Raw genomic sequence first — 17,152 nt, forward strand, 5'->3', positions numbered from 1 at the left:
AATGCTTTTAACTTTGCCGATTCTGTTCACGTGCGGAATATTGGTTTTAATAACAGCATCGCCGATTCAAACCTAATTAACCAGTTTTTTGAAAACCACAGAAAATTCGTTCGAAGACAATATTATCGGTAAAAACTGATTAATAAGTTTTGTTAAAAAGCCACAGAAAATTCGTTTTGAAAACGATAGCATCGATTCAAACTTGATTAACAAAACACCATCATCGATTAAAACTTTCTAAATCCAGTCCCGGGTTTGCATTTAAACTAAGATCTGCACGAATGCCTTTTTCAAAAAAGACACTTCCACAGGCTGCAATCATGGCGGCATTGTCAGTACATAAGTTCATTGGGGGTATAACTAAATCTACATTTCCCAACTCAGCAATCCGCTCGGTTAAGTGATTTCTTAACCCCTTATTTGCAGCTACTCCGCCGGCGAGAATGACTTGGTTAACCTGATATTCCTGCACTGCACGGACGGTTTTTTCTACAAGGACTTCAACGACACTAGCCTGAAAGCTGGCTGCTAAATCAGCAGGCTGAATTGTTTCCCCGCGTTGTTCAGCATTGTGTACGGTATTGATGACAGCAGATTTTAATCCGCTAAAACTAAAGTCATACGATCCCTCTTCTAGCCACGCACGAGGAAAGTCGATATTTGCTTCTCCTTCATGTGCTAATCGGTCAATATGAGGCCCCCCGGGATATGGCATACTTAGTACTCTGGCTACTTTGTCATAAGCTTCCCCGGCAGCATCATCCCTTGTCTCACCAATTACTTTAAAATGACCATGTTCTTTCATATAGACCAGTTCTGTATGACCACCGGAAACGACAAGAGCAAGCAAAGGGAATTTCATTTCTTTAACTAACCGATTTGCATAAATGTGCCCCGCAATATGATGGACGGGAATTAATGGTAAAGAATGAGCAAAAGCAAGGGTTTTTGCCGCTTCTACTCCAATTAAAAGAGCGCCGACAAGACCAGGTCCTTGGGTTACCGCAACCCCCGTTAGATCGCTAAAATTCAGTTCTGCTTGTCTCATTGCTTCCTCAATAACAATGGTTATTTGCTCTACATGTTGGCGGGAAGCTATTTCAGGAACAACGCCGCCATAACGTTTATGAACTTCGATTTGTGAAGCAACAACATTAGAAAGGATTTGGGTCCCGTTTTTGACCACGGCGGCCGCTGTTTCATCACAACTTGTTTCAATTCCTAATATATATAAATCATTCATTTTAAATTCACCCACATTACTAAAGCATCTTCATAATTATCAGTGTAGTATGATTTTCGAATACCACCATTTTTAAAACCGAATTTTCGATACATGTTTTGGGCAACAATATTGGACACTCTTACTTCCAATGTTGCCTTTTTTACACCCTTAACAATCATTGTTTCCATCATTTTCATCATTAATTGTTCACCAATTTTCAGTCCCCGGTACCCGGGTAATACTGCAATATTGGTAATATGTGCTTCGTCAATAACGATCCACATGCCACCGTAAGCAACGATTTTTTTATCAAGCTCACCACCGATATAGATTGCATAAGGATTCATTGTTAACTCTCGAACAAATGCATCCCGATTCCAAGGAGAAGTGAAAGAAGCATATTCTACATGCAGAATTTCATCAACATCGTTAATAGTCAGTCTGCGAAAAACAGGTGTCCGATTCATAAAGTTGTCCCCTCAAATTTAATTCGTTTTCTCTCTCCATTTGGCTTCAGCTTCTGCCAAGCGTAAATAATTCGGTGCAAATGAATGCACATTTTCTTCTTTTAAATCTTTTGCAAGTAAAGCCAACTCACCGGGTTTAGGGATATTGACAGTAATCGGTGCAAATTGAACTTGTTTAGCCAGTTGATTTACGATTACCTGTTCATGAATAACCACATCATTTCCTAAAAACAGAACCGGTTTATCAAATGTTTTAAGTAATTTGCACCATTCTTCTGTAGGAATATGTTGATCGTCAACTGCTTGCATTAATTTGCCTTCCTTATATTCATATAATCCTGTAAAAATATTTCCCCGTCTTGCATCCATGACCGGAGAAATGTAGCCATCAAAATATCGAGCGCTGGCCGCCATTAATTTAAGGCTGGAAACACCAACAATGGGTATGTTTAATGTCCAAGCTAACGTTTTTCCGATCGTTAGGCCAATCCGCAAGCCGGTGTATGAGCCCGGACCGTTAGCAACAATGATTTTATTTATCTCTTTTATGTCCATGCCGCAATCTTTTAGTAGAAAGTCAATGGCCGGTAATACCCTTGTTGAATGATTTCTTTTTATATTTGTTATATATTCACCGATAATTTTTTCATTACTTGCGATTCCAACACCGAGTACATTTGTCGAGGTATCAATTGCTAAAATATTCATGGAAAAACTCCTCACATAGTTGTTCATATCGAATACCAACCGGTTTAAAAAGAAATTGTCTGGTTGTCAGGTCAACAAATTTAATTTCAATAGTTAAAAATTGTTCGGGCAACTGGTCTTGGATGATATGAGCCCATTCAATGACGGTGATACCATCACCATGAAAATATTCATCAAAACCGAGATCTTCCATTGAATCCTTTAGTCGATAAACATCCATATGATAGAGGGGGAAAATCCCTTTGTATTCTTTTATAATTGTAAATGTGGGACTACTAATATTTTTATTGATACCAAGTCCTTTTGCCAACCCTTTTGTAAAAGTTGTTTTTCCGGCACCAAGATCGCCTTCCAGCGCAATCGCATCTCCTTCCCGTAAAAATTTACTGAACGTTTGTGCCATTGAAAAAGTTTCTTCCTGATTATGTACAGTAATTTGGTAATCCTTCATTGTTTTCTCACCAACTTTATATATATCTTCCATAAGATTAACGAAATATCGGTGAAATATCAATATTTGCCGGTAATAAGTGTATGTTTCGATAAATGTCACTTATTTCAAAAATTCCTGCCTATCTTGCTTGATTCGATTGTGGATAATATTGTGGATAAAAATTACTGAAGATAAGTCTGAGTAAACCCGATTTGTTTGGATCGATACGGATTGGTCACACAAGCGTTGCTACAAGGACGTGGCACAATTAGTTTATCAGTGGGGATATCGAGTCCCCACTGATAGAAATCTCAATTATTCACAACACAATTGTGGATAACTTGGAAATTTTTTGTGGGTATTGTGGAAAAGCATTTGAGATGTTAATAAATATATAATTGTCTTGTGAATAACTTTGTGGAAAAAGTGAATAATTCATGTAATCGAATGATTGGTCACATAATGGAGTTTTCACTTACTTCCGGTGCTTTTTTGGCAGGTCTCCGGAAAATCCATCAATTATTCCAGTTCACTCCATTCCTCCAATAAAGTTTCAATTTTTGCTTTGGCTTTTTCAATTTCCTTATTTAGTTCAGCCACTTTTGTATGGTCGCTATAGATTTCCGGATGAAGGAATTGCTGCTCCTTCTCGGCAATTTCCATCTCCAGTGATTCAATTAATGTTTCAATTTCTTCAACCCGACGTTTCTTTTGTCGTTCCAGTTTCTTTAGTTCTTTTTCTTGTTCATAACGGGTTTTTGCATCCAAATCGGAAGCCGGTTCTTGCGTTTGGTTGTGCTCGCTCTCTTCTGATAATTTTTGAATCTCCATCATTTCTTCCTTTTTCTCTATATAATAATCATAGTCACCCAAATACTCGGTCACACCGTTAGTAGAGAGTTCAAAAACTTTTGTTGCAATTCGGTTAATAAAATAACGGTCATGAGAAACAAACAAGATCGTACCGGGAAAATCAACAAGAGCATTTTCCAAAATTTCTTTACTGTCTAAATCGAGATGATTTGTTGGTTCATCTAAAATTAAAAAATTTGCATTTAACATCATTAGTTTAGCCAATGACAACCTTGCTTTTTCACCACCGCTCAAAGTTGAGACGTTTTTTAAAACATCATCACCGGAGAACAAAAAATTGCCAAGAATGGTTCGGATTTCTTTTTCCGTTTTTGTCGGATATTCATCCCAAAGTTCATTTAATACTCGCTTATTTGATGTTAAGTTTGCTTGTTCTTGATCATAGTAAGCAATGGTTACATTCGCTCCAAAATGGATGTTTCCGGAAAGAGCCTGGAGTTGGCCGACAATTGTCTTTAGTAGAGTAGATTTGCCGACACCATTTGGGCCAAGCAAAGCAATGCTATCTCCTCTTTGAATTCGAAAGTGGATATTTTTTGATATTTGATTGGCTCCATAACCAATGGCCAAATCAACCACATTAAGAACTTCATTGCCACTTTGCCGCTCAATTTGAAAGGAAAAATTAGCAGATTTATCGTCTCTGTGCGGTTTATCAATCATTTGCATTCGTTCCAGTGCTTTACGCCTGCTTTGTGCCCGTTTTGTTGTTGATGCACGGGTCAGATTCTTGGCAATAAATTCTTTCATTCTTGCTATCTCATCTTGTTGTTTTTCATACATTTTCAAGTCACGTTCATAATTCTCTGCTTTTTGGACTAAGTATTGACTGTAGTTACCGACATATTTTGTTAAAGTAGTCTGAGCGCATTCATAAACTTGGTTTACAAGCTTATCAAGAAAATAGCGATCATGGGAAACAATAAGAATGGCTCCATCATAAGATTGCAAATATTGTTCTAACCATGTCAATGTATCGATATCTAGGTGGTTCGTCGGCTCGTCCAAAATTAAAATGTCCGGCTTTGATAAGAGCAATTTTCCTAAAGCCAGGCGAGTTTTTTGTCCGCCGCTTAAATTGGATATTTTTGTCTCTTGATAATTGAAAGTGGAAAAATTAAGCCCGTGTAATACGGAACGAATATCTGCTTCATATTGATATCCGCCCAGTTCTTTAAATTCATGCTGTAAATAATCATATTCGGACAAAATTTGCTTGTATTTGCCTTCATCTGTATAAGTTTCTTCCTTTGCCATTTCCTGCTCAAGATTACGTAACCTTTTTTCCATGCTACGTAAATCTTCAAAGACAGTCAGCATTTCATCCCAGATAGTTCTGTCTGAAACGAGACCGGTATGTTGATCTAAAAAGCCAATTGTTACTTCTTTTGGCTTAATAATTTCTCCGGAGTCATAAGCAAGTTCACCGGCAATTATTTTCAGCAAGGTTGATTTGCCTGATCCGTTTCTACCAACAAGGGCAATTCGGTCTCTTGTATGAATTTCTAATTTAATATTCGAAAGGACAAGATCTGCCCCGTAATATTTATTTAGTTGATTTACTTGTAGTAAAATCATGATTTGCACCTCAACATTTCACAATAAAAATGGTCCTTTACCTAGAAATATAACAGCTTTGACTCTGTTTTGCCTTTTAAAAGAATGAATGACTGACTAATTATTTTCAGAGTGAAGTGAATGGGAACATGCTGTTTTTGATTACTAAATAATCGATTCCTTCCTCTACCATAACATATCCAGTCGCTTTTCGCTCCATCATTTCCGACATTTAAAGGAGAGCCTGTAAATGTCATGTCAACAAGTCTATATAAAAATAGTACATGAAGGGGAGGAAAAATGGCAAATGGAGATTAAATGAAACTATCTACAAGACAGATGAAAAAAAATAGTGTATCATAGTAGGTGAATATGTTAACAATGCAATGTAAGCGTTCACAGTGTGCTTTGAATGCCTTATAAAAGAATTACTTCTATAGGGCAATAAAAGATATTATAATAGAAAAATAATAATTTTTCAGCATTGGAGGATTTTGACATGGAAACAGATCAGCTAATAATTCCTAAAGCCACCGCTAAGAGATTGCCATTATATTATCGTTTTATTCAAAATTTGTACCAGTCAGGAAAACAAAGAGTTTCTTCTGCTGAGTTAAGTGAAGCGGTTAAGGTCGATTCGGCAACGATTAGAAGGGATTTTTCTTATTTTGGTGCATTAGGTAAAAAAGGGTATGGATATAATGTTCAGTATTTGTTATCCTTTTTCAGAAAAATATTGAATCAGGATGAAATAACAAAGGTAGCCTTAATCGGTGTAGGTAATTTAGGTACAGCTCTACTAAAATATAATTTCACTAAAAACAATAATACTAAAATTGTCTGTGCCTTTGATGCAAACCAAGAAAAGGTCGATCAAAAATTTGGTGATATTACTGTTTACCCAATGGATTCACTGGAACAAATATTGTCAACTGAAGAGATTCAGGTTGTTATTCTGACCGTCCCGGCTCCTGTTGCCCAATTGGTTACTGATCGTTTAGCAAAAACAGGAATAAAAGGAATTTTAAATTTCACGCCAGCTCGATTAACTGTTCCGTCAAATATTCGTGTTCACCATATTGATTTAGCTGTTGAATTACAATCTTTTGTTTATTTAATTAAACATTACTCAAATGAGGAAGTAGTGGTTGGAGATTAATTTTTTTAGTAGGGAAATGGCAGGTAACACAAAAATTTATCTTCAAAACAACACAATATTTTGCATTGCAATAATTATGATTCATACGATATGATAGGAAAAAAGTTTTTGTAAAATCTTTTTTGGGTGACAATGAATGAATTTGAATGAGGTTGATGGGGGAGAGGGAGAAACATGACAATCGGTCCGGGTAGTTTAATTCTCATATTAATCATGGCATTATTAATTTTTGGTCCGAAAAAGTTACCGCAACTCGGTCGTGCGGCAGGAGATACACTAAGGGAATTTAAAAATGCCACAAAGGGTCTTGCTGATGAAAATAATGGGAAGAGAAAAGATCAAGAAGGCAAGTAGGGAGAGAAGAGATGGAGAAAAACGAATTGACTGTAATTGAGCATTTCGTTGAATTAAGGAGACGGTTGGTTTTTATCGTTGTCTTCTTTCTTTTGGCAATGATCGGTTCGTTTTTTTTGGCAGAGCCGTTGATCGTATATTTGCAACAAACTGATGAAGCGGCCAGTTTGGAACTGAACGCCTTCCGCTTAACTGACCCGCTAAAGATTTATATGCAAATCGCTTTTATCATTGCTTGTGTAATAACTTCACCTTTTGTTTTGTATCAGTTATGGGCTTTTATTTCACCGGGTTTATATGAAAAGGAAAAAAAAATAACCTTAGCCTATATACCTGTTTCGGTATTTTTGTTTTTATCAGGTATTTCGTTTTCATATTTTGTATTATTTCCGTTTATTGTTCGCTTTATGAAACAGTTAGGGGACCGAATGGAAATCAATCAAGTCATTGGGATCAATGAATATTTCCATTTTTTGTTACAAATTACGTTGCCTTTTGGTTTGTTATTCCAATTGCCGGTGATTATATTATTTTTAACAAGGCTTGGAATAATTACACCTGACTTTTTGTCTAGGGTGCGAAAATATGCGTACTTTATCTTGCTAGTCATCGCGGCACTGATTACACCGCCGGATGTTCTCTCGCATATGATGGTCACTTTACCATTATTATTGCTTTATGAAGTTAGTATTTGGATTTCGAAGCTGGCGTATCGGAAAAAAATGAAGGAAGAAGAAGGGCTTGCCGTTTAAACTAAGGAAAATTTTCCATTGTATATTTTATCCATTAAAAAGCATATTGAATTCCGGTAACGAAGCAACTTGGAAGTGGCGGATAGGTTATGGCATAAGGAGCTTGCTTAAAAGGTATAATGGAAACCGGAGTAATTCCCTTGTTATCGGTGAGTACCGCGTTTCGGGTCGAATAAAGCTCGGGACGCCCGAGTTTTATTTAGATAAGGACTATGTTAGAAAGGGCATATGCATAATGAAAATGATCATTTTTATTTACGATTGTTAATTTTCATATCGTATTGCCTTTTTGAGATAGTCCTTTCCTTTTTATGGAAAAATTTGTATAAGGTATTTTGGTTGTGACATACTAATTTTGATTGAATGGTTCATATTTGCTGCATTTGCAAGAAAAATTGACTCATTACTACATAAGTATTCATTAATGTATGTGCCAAAATTGGAATGATAATTCGGTCGGTTTTTACATATAAATAACTGAATGTGAATCCAATTGCACAATAGAGTAATAAATGTTCAAATTCCATGTGAGCGGCAGAAAAAAGAATGGAACTGATTAAGGCTGCAAGAAAGAAATTTGTTTTTTTGTATAAAGATCCAAAAATAATTTTACGAAAGATGATTTCTTCCAAAATCGGACCAATTATCGAAGTAACGAAAATCATAATCGGTGCAACATTGATTAAATTCAGGGTATTTTCTGTGTTTTCCGAACCAACATCCACACCTAATAGCGTCTCAATCATGATAGCAATTCTTTGTGCGATCAGGGCAAGTAGTACACCATAAACAGACCAGCCAAGTACAAACGGTATTGAGCGGAGGTTCCGGTTTCGCACTGTAATTTCATCTTTTAAATAATAAAGGGTGATCAATAAGGTTACAAAAAAACTAAATACCGTCCAAATAGAAACGGAAAGTAGCCAATATTTATTTCCGGCAAAACCAAAACTTTGGAAAATGCCGTATAGAATCGATGCCCCGATGTTTAAAAATAACTGCATCGCTACATAAGTAAGGATAATCAGTTTATATTCTCGTTTCAAAAAATTCACCTCACTGGCTATTTTATCAAAAAGTTGCAAAGGAAGCTATTTCCCTATTGAGTAGGACAAGATAATTTTGGTAAAAAAATGTTAAAATTTTATAGTTGACACTTGCAAAAAACAAATCAATTCATTATTATAATAATTGGAATTAGCACTCAAGGACAATGAGTGCTAACAACATTGAAAATATATGAGGAGGTTGTTTAATGTGTTAAAGCCACTTGGAGATCGCGTAGTTATTGAACTTGTAGAAACTGAAGAAAAAACAGCTAGCGGCATCGTTCTGCCGGATACTGCAAAAGAAAAACCACAAGAAGGTAAAGTTGTAGCTGTAGGAACCGGCCGTGTTCTTGATAGCGGTGAACGGGTTGCACTTGAAGTAAATGTCGGCGATCGGATCATCTTCTCAAAATATGCTGGTACTGAAGTCAAATATGACGGAAAAGAATACTTAGTTTTACGTGAAAGTGACATATTAGCTGTTGTAGAATAATAACATTTTACAATTGATAATAAAAATATGATAGGAGGATTTGACGAGAATGGCAAAACAAATCGTATTCAGTGAAGAAGCTCGACGTAGTATGTTGCGCGGTGTAGATAAATTGGCAGATGCTGTCAAAGTTACATTAGGACCAAAAGGACGTAATGTGGTATTAGAGAAAAAATTTGGTTCACCACTAATTACAAATGATGGTGTCACAATCGCAAAAGAAATCGAATTGGAAGATCCATTTGAAAATATGGGTGCGAAACTTGTTGCAGAAGTTGCCAGCAAAACAAATGATGTTGCCGGAGATGGTACGACAACTGCAACGGTTCTTGCCCAAGCAATCATTCGTGAAGGATTGAAAAACGTTACTGCCGGTGCAAATCCAATGGGCATCCGTAAAGGGATTGAAAAAGCAGTAGCAGTGGCCGTTGAAGAATTAAAAGGAATTTCTAAACCTGTAGAAAGCAAAGAAGCAATCGCGCAAGTTGGAACCATTTCTGCAAGTGATGAAGAAGTAGGTCAATTAATCGCAGAAGCAATGGAACGCGTTGGTAAAGACGGTGTTATTACCATTGAAGAATCAAAAGGTTTCAATACTGAACTAGATGTTGTCGAAGGTATGCAATTTGACCGTGGTTATGTTTCTGCATATATGGTAACAGACCAAGATAAAATGGAAGCTGTTTTGGAAAATCCATATATTTTAATCACAGATAAGAAAATCTCTAATATTCAAGAAATCCTTCCATTATTGGAACAAGTATTGCAACAATCGAAGCCATTATTGATTATTGCTGAAGATGTTGAAGGGGAAGCTCTTGCAACTCTTGTTGTAAACAAACTTCGCGGTACATTCAATGTTGCAGCAGTAAAAGCACCTGGATTTGGTGACCGTCGTAAAGCTATGCTTGAAGACATTGCAATTTTAACCGGTGGTGAAGTTATCACAGAAGACCTAGGTCTTGAATTAAAATCTGCTTCCGTTGCTCAATTAGGTCGTGCCGGTAAAGTTGTTATAACAAAAGATAACACAACAATCGTTGAAGGTGCCGGCGAATCCAGCAAAATTAGTGCTCGTGTAAATCAAATTAAAGCACAATTAGAAGAAACGACTTCTGAATTCGATAAAGAAAAATTACAAGAACGTTTGGCTAAACTTGCCGGCGGGGTTGCAGTCATCAAAGTTGGTGCTGCTACAGAAACAGAATTAAAAGAACGGAAACTTCGCATTGAAGACGCCCTAAACGCTACTCGTGCTGCCGTTGAGGAAGGTATTGTATCCGGTGGTGGTACAGCACTTGTGAACGTATATAACAAAGTGGCAGCCATTGAAGCAGAAGGCGATGTGGCAACCGGTGTGAAAATTGTTCTTCGTGCCTTAGAAGAACCGGTACGTCAAATTGCTGAAAACGCCGGTTTAGAAGGTTCGGTTATTGTGGAACGCTTGAAAAATGAAAAATCCGGCGTAGGTTTCAACGCTGCTACAAACGAATGGGTAAACATGACCGAGGCCGGTATTGTTGACCCGACAAAAGTTACTCGTTCAGCCCTTCAAAACGCAGCTTCTGTTGCAGCAATGTTCTTAACAACTGAAGCCGTCGTTGCTGACATTCCGGAAGAAAACAAAGGCGGCGGCGCTCCAATGCCAGACATGGGCGGAATGATGTAATCTAATTGCCCCTTCCTTTTTGAAAAGAGATTGTTATAACAGCAAAACCACTCCTATTAATTGTTGGGAGTGGTTTTTTTGCTAATTAGGAAAGTATAAATTTTTCAATTTCTACTTTCCTAACTCATAAGTTCAACTACGGCTCTGCTCTCGCCTAAAAGCTCGGACGCCCGAGTTTACTTTATATGATCATTTCTGTTATTCTCCAAAATCCGTCCACTATTTTTTCCCCATTCACATTTCTTTATAGTTAATCCCCGCTACCATTTATGTTGATTTCTTAAAAATATTTACCCAGTTTTAAGTAATTGAATTGAACGTTAAATAGTATGAAGATTTTATAAATGTCATCTTTTTTAGTGAAAATTATGCTTTAATGAAGATGTAAATTTGAAAGGAGGTTATTTATGAGCCAAGTAGAGTTAATCAATATCTCTAAATCCTATCATAAACAGAAAGATGTATTAAAAGGAATTAATCTATCGATGGAAGAAGGTGAATTTTTTGTTCTTGTTGGTCCTTCCGGGTCAGGGAAGAGTACGTTACTCCGGATGATCGCGGGACTTGAAGAAATTTCGGGCGGTATATTAAAAATAAATGGAAACACAGTGAACCATCTTCCGCCAAAGGATCGAAATTTATCAATGGTCTTCCAAAATTATGCACTGTATCCTCATTTAACGGTTGAACAAAATATTCTTTTTGGATTAAAAGCCAGGAAGATTGATAAACAGGAACAACAAAAAAGACTCAAGGAAGCAGCAGAAATGTTAGGATTGACGGAACTGCTAAACCGTAAACCTTGGGAACTATCAGGCGGTCAAAGGCAAAGGGTAGCATTGGGACGTTCTGTTGTCAGTCATGCACCGCTTTGTTTAATGGATGAGCCTTTATCAAATTTAGATGCAAAACTACGAGCGAATATGCGGGTACAAATACGAAGACTGCAAAAGCGTTTAGGGTTAACAATGATCTATGTAACCCATGATCAAGTCGAAGCCATGACAATGGGGGATCGAATCATGGTTCTCAATGGTGGGGAAATTCAGCAAGTAGGAAAACCGATTACCCTTTACAATGAACCGGAAAACCTATTCGTAGCCTCCTTCATTGGTTCGCCAAAGATGAATGTGGGAGATGCTGTCTTTTCAGAAGACCGAAAACAGTTAATCATTGAAAATCAATTGCATATCACTGTAAATCCATCATCCATAATGGATTTTTCAAAAAATCGTAATATAAAAGTGGGTATTCGTCCGGAACATCTTCTGCCTGGTAAGTCAACAGGTGAAAAGAATATCTATTTTGAAGTAGTAAATGTTGAGCAATTAGGAAATGAAACTTCTATTGCATTTGTTGTAGGGAAAGAGCTGTGGACGGCAAAATGGCCGGGTCAATGGCCGGTCAAATTTGGTCAGAAAGTACCTGTGCAAATATTACCTGAACATCTATTCTTCTTTGATGCTGAAACAGGCGAGCGCATAAAATCTGCAGAACTTAGAAAAAGACAAGAGGTAATAACGATATGAGTATGAATCCGACACTTGAAACGAATGAAACGTATATGTATCAATTTGAACGTGTAAAAAAGAGTGCCCGGATGAAAAGTTTTATCAAAGGTATGTTGTTTTTATTCCCGTCCATTCTATTATTTAGTGTTTTCGTTTTTTACCCTATGTTTAAAACGATCTATTTGAGCTTTTATCTGACGGATGCAAAAGGTTCAACCACGGTTTTTGTAGGTTTGGAAAATTACCTAAATATGTTTACGAACCCAATTTTTCTTCAAAGTATAAAAAATACATTTTTATTTGTTTTCTATACCGTACCTCCGACAGTTTTGATTAGTTTGTTTTTAGCCATCCTTGCTAATGAGAATCTAAGAGGGATCGGCCTTTTCCGGACGATTTACTCGTCAACCATCGGTATTTCAGTTGCGGCAGCGTCTGTATTTTGGCTTTATTTATTTAATCCAACAATGGGGCTGCTAAACAAATTTCTTGAAGCTTTTGGAGGAGAACCGGTTGGATGGTTAACGGATCCGGCCTGGGCACTTCTATCTGTATCAGTGACAACTATATGGATGAATATCGGTTTTACGTTTTTAATCTTGCTTGGTGGTTTACAATCAATTGATCGCTCTTTATATGAAAGTGCAGAAGTTGAAGGTTCGGGTTATTTTTATAAGCTTAGGAGAATTACAATTCCAATGCTGTCGCCAACTTTGTTTTTTGTGATTACGGTATCCATGATTAATAGCTTTCAAACTTTTGGTCAAATTGATATTTTAACGCAAGGTGGGCCGGCAAATGAAACAAGTTTAATTGTGTATTCCATTTATCGGGAAGCTTTTGTCAATTATCAGTTTGGCTCAGCCAGTGCACAAGCGGTTGTATTATTTATTCTTATTCTCGTCATGACGGTCATCCAATTTAAGCTGGGGGAAAGGAGAGTTCATTATCAATGATTCTTTCAACAGGGCAAAAACTCTTATTTTATGTATTGCTGATTATTTCAGCACTCCTCCTTGCAGGTCCGGCTATCATGGCAATTGTGATGAGTTTTATGACAAACCAGGATATTTTAACAGGAAGCCTGCCAACCAAGTTTACAATTGAAAACTATGTCTCGGCATTTAATGGGTTTCCATTAACCGAATATTTATTTAATAGTTTTATTGTTTCGTTTGTCATTATGCTTGGCCAGTTGATTTTATCATCTTTAGCAGCTTATGCATTTGTTTTCATCGAGTTTAAAGGGAGGGACCTTCTATTCTATCTCTTTATAGCAACAATGATGGTTCCTTTTGAAGCATCAATTATTCCCAATTTCCATTTAATCCGTGATTTAGACTGGATTGATACATATTCGGGGTTGACGATACCGTTTTTTGCGACAGCGTTCGGTACCTTCTTGCTCCGGCAAAATTTTAAAGGAATACCAAAAGAATTACGTGAAGCCAGTCAGATTATTGGTATGGGAGATTTCAAGTTCTTCTTGACAGTTGTGTTACCTGTTTCACGAACCAGTTTGGTCACCTTAGGGATTTACGGATTTTTGACCGCTTGGAATATGTATTTATGGCCGTTATTGGCAACAACAAATGACACCGTACGTACGGTTCAAATTGGATTGAAGCAATTACAAACACAGGAACAATTAAATGAATGGGGAGTGATTATGGCCGGTGCCGTTATCGTTATTATTCCTACGTTAATCTTGTTGTTTTTAGGTCAGAAAAAATTACAAAAGGGTTTAACTGAAGGGGCTGTCAAGTAAGATTCCCAATTGAAAAGAATAGAGTGATCAGGAGGAGTAGAATATATGAAAAAACTGATTATGATTTTTAGTCTAGGTATACTATTTTTACTGAGCGCCTGCGCTGGAGAAAATTCCGCTTCAGGAAACAGTTCGCAAAGTACCGGAAATAAAAATAATGAAGCTGGAGCTAAAGATGGAAAACAAGTTGTTACATTCTGGCATTCTATGGGCGGTGCCGGTCAAGAAACATTAAACAGCATTGTTGAGGATTTCAATAATTCTCAAGATAAGGTCCAGGTAAATGCCGAATATCAGGGGACATATGATGAATCACTGACAAAATTTAATGCTGTTGCAGGAACAGACAGTGCGCCAACGATGATTCAAACATTTGAAATTGGTACGATGTCAATGATAAACAGTGGAAATATTATTCCAATCCAGGAATTTGTTGATAAGGACGGATATGATATGAGCGGCTTGGAGGGGAATATTACCAACTATTATTCTTTAGATGGAAAATTTTATTCGATGCCGTTTAACTCCTCTACTCCAGTCATGTACTATAATAAAGATGCCTTTAAAAAAGCAGGTTTAGATCCGGAAAAAGCACCGGAAACATTTGAAGAAGTGGAAGAAGCATCGAAAGCAATTGTTAAATCCAATCCGAATATGAAAGGATTTGCTTTGCAGGCTTATGGTTGGTTATGGGAACAACTGCTTGCTAATCAAGGAGCATTATTATTAAATAATGATAATGGTCGTACCGATACACCAACGAAAATTGGTTGGACAGAAAAAGAAGGCAAATCCATTTTCGAATGGGTAAAGCGTATGGTCGACGATGGTACGTTTGCAAACTATGGTACAAACGGGGATAACATGGTTGCCGGTTTCTTAGCCGGTGATGTAGCGATGTTCTTACAATCTTCAGCAAGTGCAAGAGATGTTATTGATAATGCACCGTTTGAAGTAGGTATTGCTTTCCTTCCGTATCCCGAGGATCAGGAACGACAAGGTGTGGTCATTGGCGGTGCCAGTCTTTGGATGATTGATGGTAAACCGAAAGAAGAATCGAAAGCTGCTTGGGAATTTATGAAGTATTTACAAACACCGGAAGTTCAAGCAAAATGGCATGTCGGGACAGGTTACTTTGCTGTGAACCCTGCTGCCTATGAAGAGGAGGTTGTGAAAGAAGCTTGGGCAGAAAAACCACAACTGCAAGTAACAGTTCAACAGCTGCAATCGACAAAATCCTCCTATGCGACTCAAGGGGCGTTAATGGACATGCTTCCACAAGGACGCAAAATTATGGAAACAGCGCTTGAAACGGTTTATAATGGTGGAGAAGTAGACCAAGCATATAAAACAGCCGTACAACAATTTAATGATGCAATTGAACAAGCAAATAAAGCCAGAAAAAAATAAAGAAATTTCCACTGAAGAAGTTCAAGAGAGAAAGTATGGTTCCCCATGCTTTTTCTCCTTTTTCATAATGAAAGGAAGAATTCCGATGACAAAGATCTATGGACATCGAGGAGCAAAAGGAATATATCCGGAAAATACCTGTCTGAGTTTTATGAAGGCAATTGAATTCGGTGTTGACGGAATTGAACTGGATGTTCATTTAACAAAAGATGGTGAAGTTGTAGTCATTCATGATGAAACATTGGACCGCACAACAAGTGGAACCGGCTGGATTAAAGATTTAACATTAGCTGAGATAAAAAAGGTCAGTGCCGGAAGTCGTTATGCACATTTGCCGGATTATGATGCAACTTGGGATAAGGAAAAGGTTCCTACATTAAAGGAAGTGTTGCAATTACTGGCCCCGTATCCGGTCGAATTGAATATTGAACTGAAAACAGATATGGTAGCTTATCACCATATTGAAGAAAAGGTTCATAATCTTGTTGAACAATATGGAAAAGGAAGGAAAGTCGTTTATTCATCTTTTCACTTGCCCACGATTTTGCGTATGAGAGAAATAAATTCGAAAGCAAATATTGCTTGGTTATTAAATGAAGGAATCTCTCTTCCTGAAGACTTTATGAAGACATTTCATTTGGAAGCCTTACATTTGAACAAACATGTGGTATTGCCAAAGCCACAAGTATTTAGGCGAATATTTCGAGCTATTGATCGGCTCCATGTCGATCTTCCCAAAGAAGTGAAATATTATGTGAAAAACAGAATCCATGACTCCAATACAAATTTACTGGAAAATCTCTCTGACAAAATCCGTGTCTGGACGGTCAATGCGCCAAATGAAATTAGTCAACTCTTAAAATTACAAGTAAATACCATTATGACTGATTTCCCCAGCAGAGCTATAGCGATAAAGAAAGAACAGCAAACGCATGTATAGCTTTTTAAAAAAATGTTTAAAACATATTGGAAACTTATTATCTGTTACCTTTAAACAGATATGTAAATGACAACGATAAGATATGAAAGTCAAAGGATTCCTCATGGGTGAAAATATTTTTTAAACAAAATTAATTATGATTTGATTTCCCTAAAGTATACAATTGGGAACCAAGAATGCTGAAACCTTATTCTTGGTTTCCTTTCCCTACCCCTTATAAACTTTGCAGGTAAATACTCGAGTAATAATTCGATTTTCCGCTCAATTTCCAACAATATCTTTCTTCCATGTCATTGACAAAACTCGTCATAATTGTTAAGATAGTGACCACTTGGTCATGGATTACATGCTAGGTGATGGTTAAATACATGAATAGAAAAAAACCGATTATGAAAAAGGCTATTGAATTATTCGCAAATCAATGAATCGAGGCAACAGCGGTTCAGCAATTCACAGATGCATGCGGTATTTCAAAAGGAGCCTTTTATTTGGTGTTTAAATCGAAAACGGACCTAATATTATCAATCGTTGATGAGTTTGGGAAACGATTTTTATTAGAACTTGACCAATTAGTCAAGCCAGAACAAGAAGCACAGCAAAAATTATTGCAGTTCTACCTGATATTTTGCGAGGAAATTTTTAGAAATTTTGAACGCGATGAAAAATATACTGAGGTTACTTAGATCAAAATTAGGAAATCTCCCTTGCTTAAGTCATCACAAAAAAGCGAAGATGATTCTAATCACATGCTCAACGATTATTCCCAAAATCGTGTTTGATAATG

17 protein-coding genes are annotated in these 17,152 nt (G+C 37.0%); 11 read left to right on the forward strand and 6 right to left on the reverse strand.

The window, feature by feature from the left end; all coding sequences use genetic code 11:
• Positions 1–220: 220 nt before the first annotated feature.
• From tsaD to NSQ14_RS02725, 5 genes are all read right to left on the reverse strand, one after another.
• A complete protein-coding gene (gene tsaD / locus NSQ14_RS02705; protein WP_041847024.1) occupies positions 221–1,243 on the reverse strand; it encodes a tRNA (adenosine(37)-N6)-threonylcarbamoyltransferase complex transferase subunit TsaD in 1,023 nt (340 codons plus the stop codon).
• On the reverse strand, positions 1,240–1,692 hold the full coding sequence (rimI, locus tag NSQ14_RS02710) for a ribosomal protein S18-alanine N-acetyltransferase (protein WP_041847025.1): 453 nt from the start codon (positions 1,690–1,692) through the stop codon (positions 1,240–1,242). Before rimI ends, tsaD begins: the two co-directional genes overlap by 4 nt.
• 18 nt (positions 1,693–1,710) lie before the next feature.
• Entirely contained in the window at positions 1,711–2,400 is a 690-nt protein-coding gene (gene tsaB, locus NSQ14_RS02715; protein WP_041847026.1) for a tRNA (adenosine(37)-N6)-threonylcarbamoyltransferase complex dimerization subunit type 1 TsaB, read from the reverse strand.
• Positions 2,381–2,851: a tRNA (adenosine(37)-N6)-threonylcarbamoyltransferase complex ATPase subunit type 1 TsaE gene (gene tsaE / locus NSQ14_RS02720; protein ID WP_041847027.1), complete on the reverse strand. Its 471-nt coding sequence runs from the start codon at positions 2,849–2,851 to the stop codon at positions 2,381–2,383. The genes tsaB and tsaE overlap by 20 nt, the downstream gene beginning before the upstream one ends.
• Before the next feature lie 501 nt (positions 2,852–3,352).
• Positions 3,353–5,284, reverse strand: coding sequence for an ABC-F family ATP-binding cassette domain-containing protein (locus tag NSQ14_RS02725; protein WP_041847028.1), 1,932 nt, complete (start codon positions 5,282–5,284; stop codon positions 3,353–3,355).
• Between the two features lie 478 nt (positions 5,285–5,762).
• Here NSQ14_RS02725 and NSQ14_RS02730 point away from each other — a divergent pair, with 478 nt between their 5' ends.
• The 3 genes from NSQ14_RS02730 (at position 5,763) to tatC (ending at position 7,528) form a co-directional block, all read left to right on the forward strand.
• On the forward strand, positions 5,763–6,422 hold the full coding sequence (locus tag NSQ14_RS02730) for a redox-sensing transcriptional repressor Rex (protein WP_034767849.1): 660 nt from the start codon (positions 5,763–5,765) through the stop codon (positions 6,420–6,422).
• 174 nt (positions 6,423–6,596) lie between these two features.
• Positions 6,597–6,776, forward strand: a complete 180-nt coding sequence (gene tatA, locus NSQ14_RS02735; protein ID WP_216405863.1) for a twin-arginine translocase TatA/TatE family subunit — start codon at positions 6,597–6,599, stop codon at positions 6,774–6,776.
• A gap of 11 nt (positions 6,777–6,787) precedes the next feature.
• Positions 6,788–7,528, forward strand: a complete 741-nt coding sequence (gene tatC / locus NSQ14_RS02740) for a twin-arginine translocase subunit TatC (RefSeq protein WP_034767852.1) — start codon at positions 6,788–6,790, stop codon at positions 7,526–7,528.
• A gap of 368 nt (positions 7,529–7,896) precedes the next feature.
• On the opposite strand, the gene NSQ14_RS02745 is transcribed toward tatC, so the two are convergent.
• The gene (locus NSQ14_RS02745; RefSeq protein WP_412097945.1) at positions 7,897–8,574 is read right to left on the reverse strand and encodes a CPBP family intramembrane glutamic endopeptidase; all 678 of its coding nucleotides are present in this window, start codon (positions 8,572–8,574) and stop codon (positions 7,897–7,899) included.
• Between the two features lie 211 nt (positions 8,575–8,785).
• Between NSQ14_RS02745 and groES the strand changes: the two genes are divergently transcribed.
• From groES to NSQ14_RS02785, 8 genes are all read left to right on the forward strand, one after another.
• Positions 8,786–9,070, forward strand: a complete 285-nt coding sequence (gene groES, locus NSQ14_RS02750; protein ID WP_034767857.1) for a co-chaperone GroES — start codon at positions 8,786–8,788, stop codon at positions 9,068–9,070.
• Positions 9,071–9,119: 49 nt separating this feature from the next.
• Positions 9,120–10,739: a chaperonin GroEL gene (gene groL, locus NSQ14_RS02755; RefSeq protein WP_034767858.1), complete on the forward strand. Its 1,620-nt coding sequence runs from the start codon at positions 9,120–9,122 to the stop codon at positions 10,737–10,739.
• A gap of 407 nt (positions 10,740–11,146) precedes the next feature.
• A complete protein-coding gene (locus tag NSQ14_RS02760; protein WP_346216827.1) occupies positions 11,147–12,268 on the forward strand; it encodes an ABC transporter ATP-binding protein in 1,122 nt (373 codons plus the stop codon).
• Positions 12,269–12,270: 2 nt separating this feature from the next.
• On the forward strand, positions 12,271–13,206 hold the full coding sequence (locus NSQ14_RS02765; protein ID WP_162835735.1) for a carbohydrate ABC transporter permease: 936 nt from the start codon (positions 12,271–12,273) through the stop codon (positions 13,204–13,206).
• The gene (locus tag NSQ14_RS02770) at positions 13,203–14,018 is read left to right on the forward strand and encodes a carbohydrate ABC transporter permease (RefSeq protein ID WP_034767864.1); all 816 of its coding nucleotides are present in this window, start codon (positions 13,203–13,205) and stop codon (positions 14,016–14,018) included. The genes NSQ14_RS02765 and NSQ14_RS02770 overlap by 4 nt, the downstream gene beginning before the upstream one ends.
• A 45-nt stretch (positions 14,019–14,063) precedes the next feature.
• Complete coding sequence (locus NSQ14_RS02775) at positions 14,064–15,428, forward strand: ABC transporter substrate-binding protein (protein WP_346216828.1); 1,365 nt, start codon at positions 14,064–14,066, stop codon at positions 15,426–15,428.
• Between the two features lie 85 nt (positions 15,429–15,513).
• Complete coding sequence (locus tag NSQ14_RS02780) at positions 15,514–16,368, forward strand: glycerophosphodiester phosphodiesterase (protein WP_041903660.1); 855 nt, start codon at positions 15,514–15,516, stop codon at positions 16,366–16,368.
• Between the two features lie 488 nt (positions 16,369–16,856).
• Complete coding sequence (locus tag NSQ14_RS02785; protein WP_270577662.1) at positions 16,857–17,051, forward strand: hypothetical protein; 195 nt, start codon at positions 16,857–16,859, stop codon at positions 17,049–17,051.
• Positions 17,052–17,152: the final 101 nt, after the last annotated feature.

It is taken from the genome of Caldifermentibacillus hisashii (assembly GCF_039654145.1).
Classification (GTDB): domain Bacteria; phylum Bacillota; class Bacilli; order Bacillales; family Caldibacillaceae; genus Caldifermentibacillus; species Caldifermentibacillus hisashii.

Coding starts and splice junctions, on each gene's coding strand:
- tsaD (WP_041847024.1), bottom strand. CDS start 1,243: ATGAATGATTTATATATATTAGGAATTGAAACAAGTTGTGATGAAACA.
- rimI (WP_041847025.1), bottom strand. CDS start 1,692: ATGAATCGGACACCTGTTTTTCGCAGACTGACTATTAACGATGTTGAT.
- tsaB (WP_041847026.1), bottom strand. CDS start 2,400: ATGAATATTTTAGCAATTGATACCTCGACAAATGTACTCGGTGTTGGA.
- tsaE (WP_041847027.1), bottom strand. CDS start 2,851: ATGAAGGATTACCAAATTACTGTACATAATCAGGAAGAAACTTTTTCA.
- NSQ14_RS02725 (WP_041847028.1), bottom strand. CDS start 5,284: ATGATTTTACTACAAGTAAATCAACTAAATAAATATTACGGGGCAGAT.
- NSQ14_RS02730 (WP_034767849.1), top strand. CDS start 5,763: ATGGAAACAGATCAGCTAATAATTCCTAAAGCCACCGCTAAGAGATTG.
- tatA (WP_216405863.1), top strand. CDS start 6,597: ATGACAATCGGTCCGGGTAGTTTAATTCTCATATTAATCATGGCATTA.
- tatC (WP_034767852.1), top strand. CDS start 6,788: ATGGAGAAAAACGAATTGACTGTAATTGAGCATTTCGTTGAATTAAGG.
- groL (WP_034767858.1), top strand. CDS start 9,120: ATGGCAAAACAAATCGTATTCAGTGAAGAAGCTCGACGTAGTATGTTG.
- NSQ14_RS02760 (WP_346216827.1), top strand. CDS start 11,147: ATGAGCCAAGTAGAGTTAATCAATATCTCTAAATCCTATCATAAACAG.
- NSQ14_RS02765 (WP_162835735.1), top strand. CDS start 12,271: ATGAATCCGACACTTGAAACGAATGAAACGTATATGTATCAATTTGAA.
- NSQ14_RS02770 (WP_034767864.1), top strand. CDS start 13,203: ATGATTCTTTCAACAGGGCAAAAACTCTTATTTTATGTATTGCTGATT.
- NSQ14_RS02775 (WP_346216828.1), top strand. CDS start 14,064: ATGAAAAAACTGATTATGATTTTTAGTCTAGGTATACTATTTTTACTG.
- NSQ14_RS02780 (WP_041903660.1), top strand. CDS start 15,514: ATGACAAAGATCTATGGACATCGAGGAGCAAAAGGAATATATCCGGAA.